Genomic DNA, 14,719 nt, shown 5'->3' with positions numbered 1-14,719 from the left:
TTGTCGCTTGATCTGAGTATTGTCCTGGTCGCCATCGCGCCATTTCTTGCCGCCCTGGTGGCGCCGATGGTGCTGCGCGGCACCGGCCGCCACGTCGGCTGGATCATGGCGCTGGTTCCCGCCGGAATATTTCTGTTTCTTACCCAGTTCATAGAACCGGTGATGCACCACGAGGTCATCCGCGCCAGTCTGGCCTGGGTGCCAAGCTATAATCTGGCGTTGTCATTTTATATTGACGGGCTGAGCCTCACCTTTGCGCTGACCATTTCGGGTATTGGTACGCTGATCGTGCTTTATTCGGGCGCATATGTGTCGGGCCACACCCATCAAGGCCGCTTCATGAGCTTTCTGTTGGCATTCATGGGCGCCATGCTGGGGCTGGTGCTGTCCGACAATATGGTGGCGCTCTTTACCTTCTGGGAATTGACCGCCGTCACCTCCTTCCTGCTCATCGGCTTCGATCACACCCGCCAGGCGGCGCGCCGTGCCGCTATTCAGGCGATAATCGTTACCAATATTGGCGGGCTATCGCTGCTGTTGGGTGTCATCGTCATGCATCAACTGACCGGCGAGTGGGAGTTGAGCGCGCTGCGCGGGCTGGGCGATACGGTACGCGCCGATGCACTTTATCCGCTGGTGCTGATCCTGTTTCTGGGCGCGGCCTTCACCAAATCGGCCCAGTTTCCGTTCCATTTCTGGCTGCCCAACGCCATGGAAGCGCCGACCCCGGTTTCGGCATTTCTCCATTCGGCCACCATGGTGCAGGCAGGCGTTTACCTGTTGGCGCGCCTGACCCCGGTACTAGGCGAGACGGTGGCCTGGACCGCGATCCTGACCATATTTGGTAGTGTGACTCTGTTGTGGGGCGGCATTTCTGCGCTGCGCCAGACTGACATGAAGCAAATGCTGGCCCAATCCACCATCGCCTCACTCGGCCTGCTCGTATTGTTGATCGGCGTGGGCAGCGAGGCCGCCATTTCGGGCATGGTGGTCTATTTTGTCGCCCACGCTCTCTATAAGGCAGGCTTTTTCATGCTGGTCGGCGCCATTGATCACGGCACCGGTACGCGCGATATCACAGCGCTCGGCGGGCTGCGCACCAAGATGCCGCTGACCTTTGCCGCCGCCATCATGGCGGCGCTGGCCATGGTCGGTCTACCGCTGACCGTGGGCTATCTGGCCAAGGAAGAAATGTATCTTGCGCTCGCCAATCCAGACTGGCAGCAGATCGTCTTGCTGCTGGTGGCCATTGTCGGCAATGCGCTGCTGGCGGGCGTTGGACTGGCGATTGCCATCAAGCCGTTCTTCGGCCCGCTGTTGCCCACACCAAAACATCCGCACGAAGGCTCGCCCGGTCTGGTCATCGGCCCGCTGGTGCTTGGCGTTCTGGGGATCGCCATGGCGGTGGCGACCGCATGGTTTGGTCACACTGTTCTGGTGCCGACCGCATCGGCAATCATGAATGTCGAGGTTGAATCGCATTTGACTCTGGTGCCTGATTTTACCGGCCTAATTCCATTCCTTTCGGCCCTGACCTGGGCGTTGGGCGCGTTGGTGTTCTTCCAACTCGTTGGAATGCGCAGTATGACGCGTCGGGCAACCCAGCATCTGCCCAACGCTGATCGCGCTTTTGACGGCCTGATGTTCGGCCTCATCCGCTTTGCGGGCGCGACCACCCGATTGTTGCATCACGGACGGCTGGAACGCTATTTGCAGATCGTTTTTGTCGCTCTGGCCCTGGCCATGGTGCTGCCGCTGGCGCTCAATCACGGTTATGACGTGCTGCTGCCGTTTAGTGAATGGATTGCCCATCCGCTGTTGCCCACAATGATGGCCTATGAGTGGATCGTTTTGGGCATGGCCGTGGTCGGGCTCGTGGCCCTGTTGGTCGCGCGCAATCGTTTGGGATCAATCCTGGCGCTGGGCGTTCAGGGGACGTCCATTGCCCTGATCTTCCTGCTGTTCGGCGCGCCCGATCTGGCCTTTACTCAGTTCATGGTCGAAATTTTGTCGGTGGTCATTCTCGCTTTGGTCATGACACGCCTCAATCTGCGCGAGCGTGATAATCGGCCCTATGAGGATATTTTCCGTGATGGTCTGATCGCGCTGGTTTGTGGGGTTGGCGTCGCGCTGATGCTGATGGTTATTTTGACCGGCACGCTTGATACACGCCTCAGTGATTTCTTCACCGCCACCAGCCTGCCGATTGCGCACGGACGCAATATCGTCAACGTCATTCTGGTGGACTATCGTGGACTGGATACGCTGGGCGAAATTTCCGTGGTCATGGCCGCCGGTATCGCCATTCTGGTCCTGATCCGTAGCCGGACGAAGGAGCGGTAATGAAAACTGTAATCTTTCGCACCATCGCCCCGTTTATCGTTGCCGTCATGATCGTTTTTGCGATCTATGTCAGCCTACGCGGCCACAATGAGCCCGGTGGCGGCTTTATCGGCGGGCTGATCGCGGCCTCCGCCATGGCAGTTTTCGGTATGGCTTCGGGAGTCGAGGCGGTCCGCAACGCGCTCAAATTCGATCCGCTCGGCTATGCTGGATTTGGCGTCTTCATCGCCGCACTTTCGGGGCTGATGTCGCTGTTTACCGGCTCACCATTTCTGACCAGCATCTGGCTCTACCTGCCCGTGGGAAGCGATACCATCCCGTTTTCCACCCCCATGGTTTTTGATATCGGGGTGTTTTTCGTTGTCTTTGGCACACTGACTTCGGTGGCGCTGGCGCTGGAAGACGACGGGGGGCGATCAGCTAATGGAATATATGATCGCAGCGCTCGCCGGCCTTTTCTTTGTCTTTGGCATCTATTTTCTGCTGTCCCGTTCGCTCATTCGAATGCTGTTAGGCGTTGTCGTGCTCGGCAACGGGGTCAATCTCCTGATCTTTACCGCTGGTCGGCTGATGCGCGCAATCGCCCCGATTGTGCCCGACGGGCTGGATCAACCCGAAACCCAGATTGCCAATCCGCTGCCGCAGGCGCTGATCCTGACCGCCATTGTCATCGGCTTTGCCATGTTCTCGTTTCTACTGGTGCTGGCATATCGCTCCTACCAATCACTGGACGCCGACAATACCGACAATATGCGGGTGGCCGAACCCAGAAACGGGCCGCAGCCCCCTTGAGTTACTGATATGGCCACCAGCGCACACCCCGCCGCAGAATTGCCAGAAGCAATGATTTCGACCCTGACCCCGGCCGGTGACTGGGTGATCGTCTTGCCACTGGTGCTTGCCCTGATGGGGGCCGCTCTTTTGTTGATGACGCGGCACGCCAAGAACTATCACGCCGGTATTGCCATGGTGATTGTCGGCGCGATCATTGCCTGCGATGGCGTGCTGCTGGCACACGTGCTCCAGAATGGCCCGGTCAGCATGACCATGGGCAAATGGTTGCCGCCCTTCGGCATCAGTTTTACCGCCGACATATTTGGCGCCGGATTTGCCCTGATTGCCGCCATGGTCACCATGCTGCTGCTGGTCTATTCGCAAAGCGAACGCCACGCCGATTTCGGACTCGATGGCTACTATGCGCTGATCCTTTTGCTGCTGGCCGGTGTCACCGGTTCGTTCCTGACCGGGGACTTGTTCAATCTTTACGTCTGGTTCGAGGTGATGCTGATTTCCTCGTTCGGCCTGATTGTAAACGGCGGCAAGGCGATCCAGCTGGACGGCGCGCTGAAATATGCCTTCCTCAATTTTCTGGCCACGACATTCTTCCTGCTGGCGCTCGGGCTGATTTACGGGTTGCTGGGCACGCTCAATATGGCCGATATCATCGGCGCTGCGCCGCACGCCAATTCGGCCGCAATGGTGGGCGTTGCGACATTGATGTTGCTGGCGTTCGGCATGAAAGCGGCGGCTTTTCCGCTCAATGCCTGGCTGCCAGCCTCCTATCATACCCCGCCCGCCGTGGTGTCGGCGCTGTTTGCGGGCCTGCTAACCAAGGTCGGGATATATGCACTGTTGCGCGTGCTTGTGTTGCTGCTGCCCGACAGCCGCGACACGCTGGAGCCGGTGCTGGTCGTCATCGCCGTGCTGACACTGGTCATTTCGCCGCTAGGTGCGATTGCCGAAACCAACCTGCGCCGGGCCATGGGTTTTATCGTCATGGGCGGTATTGGTGTGATTTTGGCCGGTATCGCCTTGCCCTCGCAAAATGGCGTGGCCGGATCGGGCGTGTATATCGTGCATTCGATGATGGTCATGACCGCGCTTTATCTGGTGGCAGGGTTGGTCGAAAAAGTTACCGGCCAAACGGACAGCCGTCAGATGGGGGGCGTTTATGCTGCCAATTCGGTTGTCTCGGCATTGTTCCTGCTGCTGGTGCTGGCCGCCGCCGGGGTGCCGCCGTTCCTCGGGTTCTGGCCAAAACTCCTGCTGTTGCAGGCGGGAATGGACGCGGCAAGCGGCACGACAGCGGGCATGCCGCCCGACTATTATGGCATCGCCATCATCGTCGCGCTTTTGCTCAATGCCTTTTTCACCCTTATTGCGGGAACAAGGCTCTGGGCCCATATTTTCTGGCGCGCAGGGGTGGAAGGGGAGAACTCTGAACATTCCCTGGCCCCGGTCGAACCGCTGGGGCGGCGCGACAGTCGGCTGGCCCTATGGCCCTGCGTGGTGCTGGTCGCAGCCATCATGATCGTCGGGCTGGCGCCAAACTATCTTCTTGATGCTGCCCAGCGCGGCGCCCGTGACCTGATTGATCCGGCGCGCTATGTTGCAGCGGTTGGTCTGGCGGGGAATTCACCATGAGTCTCTTGCTTCTGATCCTGGTGTTGGCGCTCATCTGGACCGCCGTATCGGGCGCATTCAGCGGCCTCAATCTGGTTTTGGGTGTCACCATTGCCATGTTGGTGACATTCATTTTGCGCGACCGGGTCGCCGCGCCGGTGGCCATGCGTCGGCTGGTGCGCATTTTCAGGCTGGCAATGTTCTTTCTCAAGGAACTGATCATCAGTACCTACCGCGTGAGCATTTTGGCGCTGACGCCGAATTTGGGGCAGCGACTCAATCCGGCGATCATCGCGGTGCCGCTTAAAGTCACATCCGATGCGGAGATTACGCTTTTGGCCAATCTCATTACCCTGACGCCCGGCACGCTCAGTGTCGATGTTTCTGAAAATCGCGCCGAACTGTTTGTCCATGTTCTGGTGCTTGATACGCGTGCTGAACTGCTCGCCGATATCGCCAGTGGATTTGAAGCGCGTATCGCGGCGGTGTTCGCATGACCGGGGTCACGCTGATCGACTGGGCCAGCCTGATTGCGCTCATCATCCTTGGCGCTGCCATGCTACTGGGAACTGTTCGAATTATTATCGGTCCCAGCCTTGGGGACCGGGTACTGGCGCTGGACCTGTTGACCAATACCGCCCTTGCGTTTGTCGCAACCTTTGCCATTCGCACCGGGCTGATGCTTTATCTCGATATTGCCATTGCTTTGGGGTTACTGGGCTTTTTGGCCACGCTGGCCTTTGCGCGCTATATGCTCACCCACGCCAAGCAGGAGCAGAAGCCATGATCGTGGACCTGTTTTATGGCGCTGCGGCGATCGCTATGGTTGTGGGCGCACTGTTTGTACTTCTGGCCGCCATCGGCATCGTGCGATTTCCCGACCTCTACACCAGAATGCATGCCGCATCGATGGCTGGTAGTGTGGGGTGCGGATTGATCCTTTTGGCAGTAGCCTTGGTGTCATTCGAGCTCGCTGTAGCCGTTCGCGCAATACTGGGAATAGGATTTCTGCTGCTAACGACGCCTGTTTCCGCACATCTACTGGCCCGTTCAAGTCTTCATTCTTCAAACGATGGTGGGGACGTTTGCGTAACAAATGAATTGTCCTCCGAAATAAAGACACAATTGTAGCCCACCCTTGAGCCTTAGTTGCCGCCGATTTGCTTGTTCTGGCTTGAAATGCCTATCGAAGCGAATTAGAACAAAAGTTCCGGTCGAGAATAAATTATTCGGGCCACCAGTATCTAGCACGAGGTAGAGAATGTCTGATCCCGCTGTTGCGGCGAATGGTTATGAAAGCGATTTGATCGAGCTGAGTACAGAAATTGTGTCGGCTTATGTCAGTCACAATGCCATGAGCCCAGCCGATTTGCCCAAGCTTATTGCCGAGGTCCATGCGGCGTTGCGTGCTCTGCGAAATAATGAAGCTGCGGTCGTCGTTGAAGATCTGAAGCCAGCCGTTCCCGTCCGCAAATCGGTCGCACCCGACTATATTATCTGCCTCGAAGACGGCAAGAAATTCAAGTCGCTCAAGCGTCACCTGCGCACCCATTACAATCTTTCGCCCGAAGAATATCGCGAAAAATGGGGCTTGCCTTCAGACTATCCAATGGTCGCGCCAAGCTATTCGGCCACCCGCTCCAAGCTGGCCAAGGACAATGGATTGGGCCGCAAGGCCGCCTGATCCGACGATTCAGTCTATTCAAAACGGGCGACTGTTCCTTGCGGACAGTCGCCCGTTTTTTGTCCTGGTGTTGGAAAGTCTTTCATGGCCAGGCAGCAAACCCGTTCTCATCAAATGATGGGAGGACTGGGAAGGGGGCAACTTGGTTGCCGAAAGACCGGTTGTCCAGGTCGCCCAGTTGAAGCGATGGTCACGATGACGAATTTGGCCTGATAACGCCCCGGTTCTACGCAGTTGGCCCAGCATATATCCATGATATGCACAGTTGGAAAAATATTCCAACGCTGCTTTTCGCCTTGTTTTCAATAGATAATTGCGTCGATTCATCCGATGAATTGGGTTGGAACGACGCTGTTTGGCGTCTAGCCCCTTGCGTCTTTTCAAACAAAATCATAACGTTTCAATTATCAGCCAGGAGAATGATCGTTATAGGTCAATGGCTTAGTGAGTTATTGGGAGAAGACTTCATATGAAGCACACACGCAATTCAACATTTTCCGCCCTGTCGCGCCGGGTTTTGGCTGGCTCGGTAGCCGCCGCAGCCCTGTTTGTCGGCGCACCCATGGCCATGGCGCAGGACGTCACCGGTGAGATCGTCATCATCAACTGGTTCGGCGGTTCGGAAACAGAAATGCTGCACAAGCTGGAAGCCGATTTTGCTTCCAAGCATGAGGGCGTCACTTTCAGGGAAATCCTTCCCCAGACCTCGGGCGATCAGCGCGGCGGTATCCGTCAGGTTATCCTGGGCGGCGAGCAGGCTGATCTTTTGGTCAACACATGGCCGGCTTTCCGGCAGGAACTGGCCGAATCGGATCTGATCAAGCCAGTCGATGATATTTGGGCCGCCAATGATCTTGATTCCAAGCTCGGCGCTTCCTGGAAGGCACTGTCCAGCATCGGCGACACCAATTATGGCGTCACCTATACCTATGGTGACCGGTCGGGCATCTGGTATCGCACCGACACCATGACCAAGGCCGGCATCACGCCACCAAAGACCTGGGACGAGTTCGTCAATGGCTTTGAAAAGCTGCGCGCCGCTGGCATCACGCCAATTTCGGTGCCAGCCAAGGTCTGGGCCCACGCTGAATGGTTTGAATCGCTGCTGATCTCGTACAGCTGGCGTCGAAACGGCCGGCAAGCTGGCCCGTCACGAAATCCCCTGGACCGACGATGCGGTCAAGACCGCGTTCCGCAAATGGGCTGAGCTGCTCAAGGCCAATTGCTGCGACGAGCCCAACACCATGCTGGCTCTCAACTGGGACAACTCGGTCGACGCGGCACTCAAGACTGGCGATGCTGCCTATGTGCTGATGGGCATGTGGCTGAACACCCGCGCCAAGACTGAATATGGCGAAACACCGGGCGTCGACTATTCGATCTTCCAGTTCCCCGAAATGGGCATGGGTCACGATGACGTTTCCATGGTCGACTCCAAGGAGTTCAACCTGCTTTCAACCGCCAAGAATGTTGATGGCGCTGCCGCGTTCATGACCTACATGCTCTCCAAGGACGCCACGGCGATTCTTGCTGAATATGGCATGGCCTCTCCCAGCACCGATGCTGACGTTGCCGCTTATGATCCGGTGATCCAGAAGTCCGTCGAAGCCGTTTCAGCGGCCAATGAAGTCCAGTTCGTTCTCGGCGACCTGCTCCCCGGCGATCTGGGTGGCGAATATCGCGTGCAGATCCAAAAATTCCTGATGGATCCGTCTGACGAAAATATCGACGCCATCACCGCTGCAATCGAAGCGGTTGCCGTCAACGCCTATTGATTTGACTTGCCGCCGCGCTCCGGTGCGGCGGCAAATTTTCTCCCGGCAAGGGGGTCGGCCAGACCAACGGTTGGCCCCTGGGATAGAAATAGTACGGCCAGACTGACATCCCCAAGATCAGCAACGGCCAAAGTGCACACAGTGCCCCTTGAACTGCCACCCAAGCCTGTGTCTGCCGATAGGGCGATGACGCACTCCAAACTTCAGCAGGAGCAGATTGATGACGGTTGTTGCCGAAGCCAATGATCCCCGACAAAAGGTTGGCAATCGCCGCACCAAAAAGGGCGACGGGGTCGCCGCCTGGGTGTTGATCACGCCATTGCTCATCCTGTTTGCGATTTCGATTGTCTACCCGCTGATCGAAACCATCCGGCTCAGCTTCTACGATATCAGAGGCGTTGCCGCGCCCAAGTTTTTCGGCATTACCAATTATCTCCGCCTGTTTCAGGACGCCAATTTCCGTCACTCGATGCTGGCGACATTGCAATGGACGTTGGCATCGACGTTTTTCGCGGTCGCCATCGGCTGGATGCTGGCAATGTTGTGCTCGCTGGCGCCAAAACGGACGCTGCCCTTCCGTGTCATGATTTTTGCCGCCTATGGTGTGGCTGAGGCAGTAAGCGGGTTCATGTGGCTGGGCATCTATCGTCCGGACGCCGCAGGACTGCTCAATGTGGTGCTGCAAACGCTCGGCCTGAGTAGCCAACCGCATCCCTGGCTCGGCGACGCCAATACCGCCATGCCGGCGGTTATTGCAGCCTATGTCTGGACCCAGGTCGGGCTGCCGCTGATGATGTGCTTTGCCTCTATCCAGTCCATTCCTACCTCGCTGCGCGAAGCGGCTTATGTGGATGGGGCCTCACCAATGCGCATGTTGCGCTATATCGTCATGCCACTTTCAATGCCCGGCGTGCGCGTGGCTACCTTCATCACCCTGCTGTCGAGCCTTAAGGCCTTCGATCTGATCTATATGCTGACCGCCGGTGGGCCGGTGCGCTCCACCGAAACCGTGGGCTATTTCATGTATCGGGAATCGATGCAGAATTTCAAACTCGGCTATGGCGCCGCCGCCACCGTGGTGTTGCTGGTTGCCGTGCTGATCGTTTCCGTTCCGGCCATTATTCAGCGGACGGGAGAAGCCAAATGATCAACAAGAGCGTTGCCAACTGGGTGACAATAATCGTCGGCTCCATCGCCCTGTTGTGGATGATCCCACTCGTCGGCGTCGTCGTAACCTCGCTGCGCCCGCTGACCCAGACGACGCTGGGCTGGTGGAATCCTGACGATTTCAGCTTGACGCTGGACGCCTGGACGACGGTCTGGACCAAATATCCACTGCTTGACGCCTTTTGGGTGTCGGTCAAGATTGCCGGGCTTTCGACACTTATTCCCGTCATTCTGGCGCCAATGGCCGCCTATGCGTTTCAGTTTCTAAAGTTCCGCTTCCGGCGTGTCCTGCTGATCCTGATCATCAACGCCTTTGTGTTGCCCAATCAGGTAGTGGTCATTCCCCTGTTCCGGCTATGGCGCGAACTGGGCATGATCGACAATATCTGGGCAGTGATCATTCCGTTTGCCGGGATGTCCTTTGCCTGGGCGGTCTATCTGGTCAAAAACTATCTTGAAGACTTTCCCAAGGAGTTGATCGAGGCGGCAATGGTGGATGGATGCGGGCCAATCGCGCGCTTTTTCCATGTGGTGTTGCCCAATTCGATCACCCCGATCGCCGCTGTCGCCATTTTGCAGTTCCTATGGACCTGGAACGGCCTTCTGTTGCCGGTGGTCTTCCTGCGGAGTGACATTCCACTGACGGCGCTGTTAGCGCGCATTCAGGGACAATATGAAAGCAATTGGGATCAAATGTCCGTTGCCGCCATCGTCACCACCGTTGTCCCGCTCGTTATATTTGTTGTTTTTCAGCGGTTCTTCACCGCCGGTGCGTCGACCAAATCTGGTTCCAAGGAGTAATTATGGCAACCGCGACCTTCTCGCCACTGCGTTATCGGCAAATCCATCTCGATTTCCATACCTCGGAGCACATTGCCGATATTGGCCGCGATTTCGATGCGGACCAGTTCGTCGCAACACTCAGGGACGCCCACGTCGATTCAATTTCGATCTTTGCCCGCTGCCATCATGGCTGGTGCTATTATCCCACCAAGGTCGGCGCGCCCCATCCCAGGCTGGCGCGGCAAGATCTGTTGGGCGAAATGGTCGACGCGTGCCGCAAGGCCGACATTGAAACGCCGATCTATATTACCGCGCAATGGGATGAAAATCTCGCGCGTACCCGGCCCGAATGGCGGGTGATGAGTGGGCGCGGTACCCCGCCCAACAATTGGCCCGGTGATGGTTCTGCCAACTATCAGCTGACTGCAGCCTGGCACTCACTGTGCCTTAATAATCCCGAATATCGCAAATATCTGCTCGATATGGGGCTGGAAGTGGCGCAAGCCTACGCACCGCCGGGCTTGTTTTATGACATCATCAGCTCGTTCGAATGCGTTTGCCCGCGCTGCGTTGAGCGCATGCACGCCGATGGCCGTGATCCCCATTCCCCATTGGATCGCAAGGCCAATGACGCGGCCGTCAACGCCGAATTCCGTCGTGAAATCAGCGCTGGTATCTGGGCCAAACATCCGCAAATGCGCCTGTTCTTTAATTCGGGGCACATCGACAAGCAGGGCAGGGCCCGATTTGACGATTATTCCCATCTTGAACTCGAAAGCCTGCCGACCGGGGTTTGGGGCTATGACCATTTCCCAACCAGCGCTCGCTATGCTGCGGCATTGGGCATGGACTTTCTCGGCCAGACCGGCAAGTTCCACACCTCCTGGGGTGAATTCGGCGGCTACAAGCGGGCCGACGCGCTGATTTATGAATGCGCGCAAATGGTGGCTCTGGGCGCAAAATGTCTGATCGGGGATCAGTTGCATCCTCTGGGACATGTTGACCCCGACACCTATGCCTCGATCAAGCCTGCCTATGAGCGGGTTGAAAAGCTCGAACCGTTCCTGCGCGGCGCGCGCCAGCTAAGCGAAATCGCCATATTGTCGGCGGAATATTTCGTCACCCGCGTCGAAAAGCGGGGCAACCCGGCCGACGATGGCGCGGCGCGCATGCTGATGGAATTGAAACGTCCCTTCGACATTGTCGATCCTGAAATGGACTTTGCGCCCTATCGGCTGCTGATATTGCCCGATGTGATTCCGGTCGACGCGGGGCTCGCCACGAAGCTCAAAACCTTTGTTGCCCAAGGCGGCAAGATCATCCTGTCGGGCACGGCCGGACGCGATCCGCAAACGGGCGCGCTGGCAATTGATGCTGGCATTGAGGTGGTTAAGCCCGCGATTGGCTTTGATCCATCCTACCTGGTCAAGACCGACGCAAGCCTTGGCGCGCATATTCCGGGATCACCCGTGGTCATGTATGGCCCGGTCGAGGCGGTGCGGGCGACTTCGGCAACAGTTCTGGCCGAGGGGCAGCCAAGCTATTTCAATCGCACTTATGAGCATTTCTGCTCGCACTTGCACGCGCCGGTCGATAGCGACGCCAAGTCGCTGGGGCCGGTGATGACGGTGAGTGATAATGTCGGTTATCTCGCCTATCCGGTCTTTGAAATCTATCAGGATGTCGGCCAGCCGATTTACAAATATCTGGTCGATAATCTGATCGAACGGTTGATGCCCAACGCCCTGTTGCGCACAAATTTGCCATCGGCGGCGCGCGTGGCTCTGGTCGAGCAGGCCGCGGAAAAGCGGCTGGTGGCGCACCTGTTGTTTGGTGGCCCGCAAGTGCGCGGCCGCAAGGCCCCCGATCTCGCCGGGGCAACGGCTCATGGAAATGATCGAGGACATTCCGGTTTTGGCCGATATCGAGGTTTCTCTGCGCTCAATACAGACGCCAAGCCGGGTTTATGATGCCTTGAGCGGGGAGGATATCGCCTTTACCATCAACGATGGTCAGGTCGAATTTGTCCTGCCGCGTCTGCATATTCACCGCGCCATTGTGCTCGATTTTCCCAACGGCTTTACCAAGGGAGCCGCCTGATTTGGCCATGCCGCGCACCAACAAGAAACCGGCCACGATTACCGATGTCGCTATAGCGGCAGGCATGTCGATCGGCACGGTTTCGCGCTATATCAACGGCTATGAGGTCAAACCGGCCAATAAGGAGCGTATTGAACGCGCCATTGCCGATTTGTCCTTTTCGCCCAATGCGTTGGCGAGCGGCATGAAAAGCGCGGATTCGCGCATGGTCGGGTTGTTGGTACCCGACTATGACGAATTCCACGCCGGTCTATTGGGCAATCTGGCAACGACGTTGGCGCAGGAAGGGCTGGTGACGCTCACCTATTGCCACGAAAGCAACAGCGCTGTCGCCAAGGAAGCCATGCGATTTTTCCGCACCCATCGAGTACGGGCGTTGATCATGAGTTGGCCCGATGCCGACCGGAACGACATTACCGAGATGATTGCGCAGGGCGTGCAGATCGTGACTTACGATAATATCATCGATTTTGCGGGCGGCGACCGGGTGGTTGTCAATAATCGTGAAGCATCGTTCAAGGCGGTCAGCGAATTGATCCGGCTGGGACACACGAGGATTGGCGCCGTCACCGGCGATTTGCGTCGCTGGACCGCAAAAGAGCGGCTGGCTGGCTGGCGTGACGCGTTCGAAGCCGCCAACATTCCGGCGCCTGAAGATCTGATTTTCCCCTGCGACTGGTATCGCGCCGATGGGCATCGGGCGATGGAGCATTTTTGGAAAATGGACACGCCACCCAGCGCGATATTTGCGGCCAACTATCAGATCTCGCTTGGTATCCTGGTTTTCTGCCAGGAGAACGACATCACGCTACCCGATGATTTGTCACTGTTTAGCTTCGATGATGTTGAGGCATTCCACTTTTCGACCCCGCGCGTGGCCGCCATTGGCCAGCCGGTTCACGATATCGCTCAGGCAATCAAGGCCAGACTGCTTGAGAACAATAAGGCCAAACGGCCCGCGACGACGCCGATCAGCGTCGTCGATTGTGCCGTTCACTTCCGCGAGTCCATTGGGCCGTACCGGCCAAAGTCAGTTTAGGAGCAGAGCCATGGCGCAGATGAATTTTGTTGGCGCGGGTAAATCGTACGGCACGACCCGGGTTGTCGAAAAACTCGATCTTGAAGTTGAAGACGGCTCCTTTACCGTTTTCGTCGGTCCCTCCGGCTGCGGCAAATCCACCTTGCTGCGAATGATCGCGGGGATCGAGGAAATCAGCGAAGGCGATTTGCTGATCGACGGGGTGCAGATGGGCGACGCCACTCCGGTTGAGCGTGGCATCGCCATGGTGTTCCAGAATTATGCGCTCTATCCGCATATGAGCGTTGAAAAGAACATCGGCTTCGGGCTGAAAATGGCCAATATGAGCAAGGCCGAAATTGACAAACGCGTGGCCCAGGCTGCCGACATCCTCAAGATCGAGCCGCTGCTCAAGCGCAAGCCGGGGCAATTATCTGGCGGCCAGCGCCAGCGCGTCGCGATTGGCCGAGCCATCGTGCGCGAGCCAAAACTGTTCCTGTTTGACGAGCCTTTGTCCAATCTGGATGCCGAATTGCGCGTTGAAATGCGGGTTGAGATCGCCAAATTGCACCGCGCACTGGCGGCAACCATGATTTATGTGACCCACGATCAGACCGAAGCCATGACACTGGCGGACAAGATCGTGGTGCTGCGCGCTGGAAAGATTGAACAGCAGGGTACGCCGGTTCAACTTTATGACGACCCTGAAAACCTCTTTGTGGCCGGCTTTATTGGGTCACCTCGAATGAATTTCCTGCGCGGCAAGGTCAAATTGGCCAGCGACGGTACGGCCAGCGCAACGCTGGCGGCCGGCGGCACTGTTGATTTCGGCGCGATTGACCCGGCTGGCTGGGTCGATGGCGAAGAAATCAGCGTCGGTATCCGCCCTGAGCAGTTCCATTACGAAGGCGCCGGGGATATTCGCCTGCCGGTCAACGTCGATGTGGTGGAAAATATGGGCGGCGCGTACTTTATCCACGCCCAGACCCAATCCGACGAACTGGTCGTTTGCGAACGCCGTGGCGGTGCTCTGCCAGCGGCGGGCGATGCCCTCGAAGTTGGCTTCAACCGTGCCGATCTGCGCATGTTTGCGGCAAACGGCCAGCGTTTGCGTCTGCGCGCTGCCCAGTAGCGAGTCTGAACGCCGCGCCCTGTAGGCGCGGCACAGCGCTCTCCTCCCTGGCTGTAAACTTTTGCCTAGCTGCAAACTTTTGCCTGGCGGCAAAAAAGTCCTGGCGATATGCCGGGCGTGTGGATTTGTACAACTTATCCCCGCTATCTCGTTTCTGATCCATGGTATAGGAATTAATTCCTTGTATGGATAGAGACAGATCATGCATCTCAGCGAGCCTTTAACGGCAAACGCCAAGCGGCGCAAATTCACTATTGAAACCTACGTCGAGGATAGCGCCAGCTTGGCGGTTATCAATCTGGTATCAAAAGAAA

General features: G+C 57.3%; 15 protein-coding genes and 1 pseudogene. All 16 read left to right on the top strand.

The features are described 5' to 3' along the window. The 16 genes and pseudogenes from PSQ90_RS02925 (at window position 1) to PSQ90_RS02850 (ending at window position 14,405) form a co-directional block, all read left to right on the top strand. Entirely contained in the window at window positions 1–2,343 is a 2,343-nt protein-coding gene (locus tag PSQ90_RS02925; RefSeq protein WP_282211951.1) for a putative monovalent cation/H+ antiporter subunit A, read from the top strand. Beyond that, window positions 2,343–2,747: pseudogene (locus tag PSQ90_RS02920) on the top strand (MnhB domain-containing protein); the annotation flags it as partial. The gene PSQ90_RS02925 and the pseudogene PSQ90_RS02920, both read left to right, overlap by 1 nt. Before the next feature lie 19 nt (window positions 2,748–2,766). After that, complete coding sequence (locus PSQ90_RS02915; RefSeq protein ID WP_282211950.1) at window positions 2,767–3,135, top strand: Na+/H+ antiporter subunit C; 369 nt, start codon at window positions 2,767–2,769, stop codon at window positions 3,133–3,135. Between the two features lie 9 nt (window positions 3,136–3,144). Continuing rightward, the gene (locus PSQ90_RS02910) at window positions 3,145–4,767 is read left to right on the top strand and encodes a proton-conducting transporter transmembrane domain-containing protein (RefSeq protein WP_282211949.1); all 1,623 of its coding nucleotides are present in this window, start codon (window positions 3,145–3,147) and stop codon (window positions 4,765–4,767) included. Further along, window positions 4,764–5,243, top strand: coding sequence for a Na+/H+ antiporter subunit E (locus PSQ90_RS02905; RefSeq protein ID WP_282211948.1), 480 nt, complete (start codon window positions 4,764–4,766; stop codon window positions 5,241–5,243). The genes PSQ90_RS02910 and PSQ90_RS02905 overlap by 4 nt, the downstream gene beginning before the upstream one ends. Continuing rightward, window positions 5,240–5,533: a cation:proton antiporter gene (locus PSQ90_RS02900; RefSeq protein ID WP_282211947.1), complete on the top strand. Its 294-nt coding sequence runs from the start codon at window positions 5,240–5,242 to the stop codon at window positions 5,531–5,533. Before PSQ90_RS02905 ends, PSQ90_RS02900 begins: the two co-directional genes overlap by 4 nt. Next, entirely contained in the window at window positions 5,530–5,877 is a 348-nt protein-coding gene (mnhG, locus tag PSQ90_RS02895; RefSeq protein WP_282211946.1) for a monovalent cation/H(+) antiporter subunit G, read from the top strand. Before PSQ90_RS02900 ends, mnhG begins: the two co-directional genes overlap by 4 nt. Window positions 5,878–6,007: 130 nt before the next feature. Further along, window positions 6,008–6,430, top strand: a complete 423-nt coding sequence (locus PSQ90_RS02890) for a MucR family transcriptional regulator (RefSeq protein ID WP_282211945.1) — start codon at window positions 6,008–6,010, stop codon at window positions 6,428–6,430. Window positions 6,431–6,899: 469 nt separating this feature from the next. Continuing rightward, window positions 6,900–7,637 carry an ABC transporter substrate-binding protein gene (locus PSQ90_RS02885; protein ID WP_282211944.1) on the top strand — a complete coding sequence of 246 codons (738 nt, stop codon included), beginning with the start codon at window positions 6,900–6,902 and terminating at the stop codon, window positions 7,635–7,637. Continuing rightward, window positions 7,573–8,205, top strand: coding sequence for an extracellular solute-binding protein (locus tag PSQ90_RS02880; RefSeq protein ID WP_328517538.1), 633 nt, complete (start codon window positions 7,573–7,575; stop codon window positions 8,203–8,205). Before PSQ90_RS02885 ends, PSQ90_RS02880 begins: the two co-directional genes overlap by 65 nt. Window positions 8,206–8,425: 220 nt before the next feature. Then, on the top strand, window positions 8,426–9,352 hold the full coding sequence (locus PSQ90_RS02875) for a carbohydrate ABC transporter permease (RefSeq protein ID WP_282211943.1): 927 nt from the start codon (window positions 8,426–8,428) through the stop codon (window positions 9,350–9,352). Further along, window positions 9,349–10,173 carry a carbohydrate ABC transporter permease gene (locus PSQ90_RS02870; RefSeq protein WP_282211942.1) on the top strand — a complete coding sequence of 275 codons (825 nt, stop codon included), beginning with the start codon at window positions 9,349–9,351 and terminating at the stop codon, window positions 10,171–10,173. Before PSQ90_RS02875 ends, PSQ90_RS02870 begins: the two co-directional genes overlap by 4 nt. A 2-nt stretch (window positions 10,174–10,175) precedes the next feature. Beyond that, the gene (locus PSQ90_RS02865; RefSeq protein WP_282211941.1) at window positions 10,176–12,125 is read left to right on the top strand and encodes a beta-galactosidase trimerization domain-containing protein; all 1,950 of its coding nucleotides are present in this window, start codon (window positions 10,176–10,178) and stop codon (window positions 12,123–12,125) included. Between the two features lie 4 nt (window positions 12,126–12,129). Further along, the gene (locus tag PSQ90_RS02860; protein WP_282211940.1) at window positions 12,130–12,255 is read left to right on the top strand and encodes a hypothetical protein; all 126 of its coding nucleotides are present in this window, start codon (window positions 12,130–12,132) and stop codon (window positions 12,253–12,255) included. A gap of 7 nt (window positions 12,256–12,262) precedes the next feature. Further along, window positions 12,263–13,294 carry a LacI family DNA-binding transcriptional regulator gene (locus PSQ90_RS02855; RefSeq protein ID WP_282212971.1) on the top strand — a complete coding sequence of 344 codons (1,032 nt, stop codon included), beginning with the start codon at window positions 12,263–12,265 and terminating at the stop codon, window positions 13,292–13,294. Window positions 13,295–13,304: 10 nt separating this feature from the next. Beyond that, window positions 13,305–14,405, top strand: a complete 1,101-nt coding sequence (locus tag PSQ90_RS02850; protein ID WP_282211939.1) for an ABC transporter ATP-binding protein — start codon at window positions 13,305–13,307, stop codon at window positions 14,403–14,405. Window positions 14,406–14,719: the final 314 nt, after the last annotated feature.

It is taken from the genome of Devosia rhodophyticola, assembly GCF_028816475.1.
Classification (GTDB): Bacteria; Pseudomonadota; Alphaproteobacteria; order Rhizobiales; family Devosiaceae; genus Devosia; species Devosia rhodophyticola.
The sequence above is the reverse complement of the archived record's forward strand: the minus strand, read 5'-3'. Positions and strand labels throughout refer to the sequence as shown.

Bases quoted from the DNA above. Each gene is read 5' to 3' on its own strand.
- mnhG (WP_282211946.1), top strand. From the start codon at position 5,530: ATGATCGTGGACCTGTTTTATGGCGCTGCGGCGATCGCTATGGTTGTG.
- PSQ90_RS02870 (WP_282211942.1), top strand. From the start codon at position 9,349: ATGATCAACAAGAGCGTTGCCAACTGGGTGACAATAATCGTCGGCTCC.
- PSQ90_RS02890 (WP_282211945.1), top strand. From the start codon at position 6,008: ATGTCTGATCCCGCTGTTGCGGCGAATGGTTATGAAAGCGATTTGATC.
- PSQ90_RS02885 (WP_282211944.1), top strand. From the start codon at position 6,900: ATGAAGCACACACGCAATTCAACATTTTCCGCCCTGTCGCGCCGGGTT.
- PSQ90_RS02855 (WP_282212971.1), top strand. From the start codon at position 12,263: ATGCCGCGCACCAACAAGAAACCGGCCACGATTACCGATGTCGCTATA.
- PSQ90_RS02875 (WP_282211943.1), top strand. From the start codon at position 8,426: ATGACGGTTGTTGCCGAAGCCAATGATCCCCGACAAAAGGTTGGCAAT.
- PSQ90_RS02900 (WP_282211947.1), top strand. From the start codon at position 5,240: ATGACCGGGGTCACGCTGATCGACTGGGCCAGCCTGATTGCGCTCATC.
- PSQ90_RS02905 (WP_282211948.1), top strand. From the start codon at position 4,764: ATGAGTCTCTTGCTTCTGATCCTGGTGTTGGCGCTCATCTGGACCGCC.
- PSQ90_RS02850 (WP_282211939.1), top strand. From the start codon at position 13,305: ATGGCGCAGATGAATTTTGTTGGCGCGGGTAAATCGTACGGCACGACC.
- PSQ90_RS02865 (WP_282211941.1), top strand. From the start codon at position 10,176: ATGGCAACCGCGACCTTCTCGCCACTGCGTTATCGGCAAATCCATCTC.
- PSQ90_RS02910 (WP_282211949.1), top strand. From the start codon at position 3,145: ATGGCCACCAGCGCACACCCCGCCGCAGAATTGCCAGAAGCAATGATT.
- PSQ90_RS02915 (WP_282211950.1), top strand. From the start codon at position 2,767: ATGGAATATATGATCGCAGCGCTCGCCGGCCTTTTCTTTGTCTTTGGC.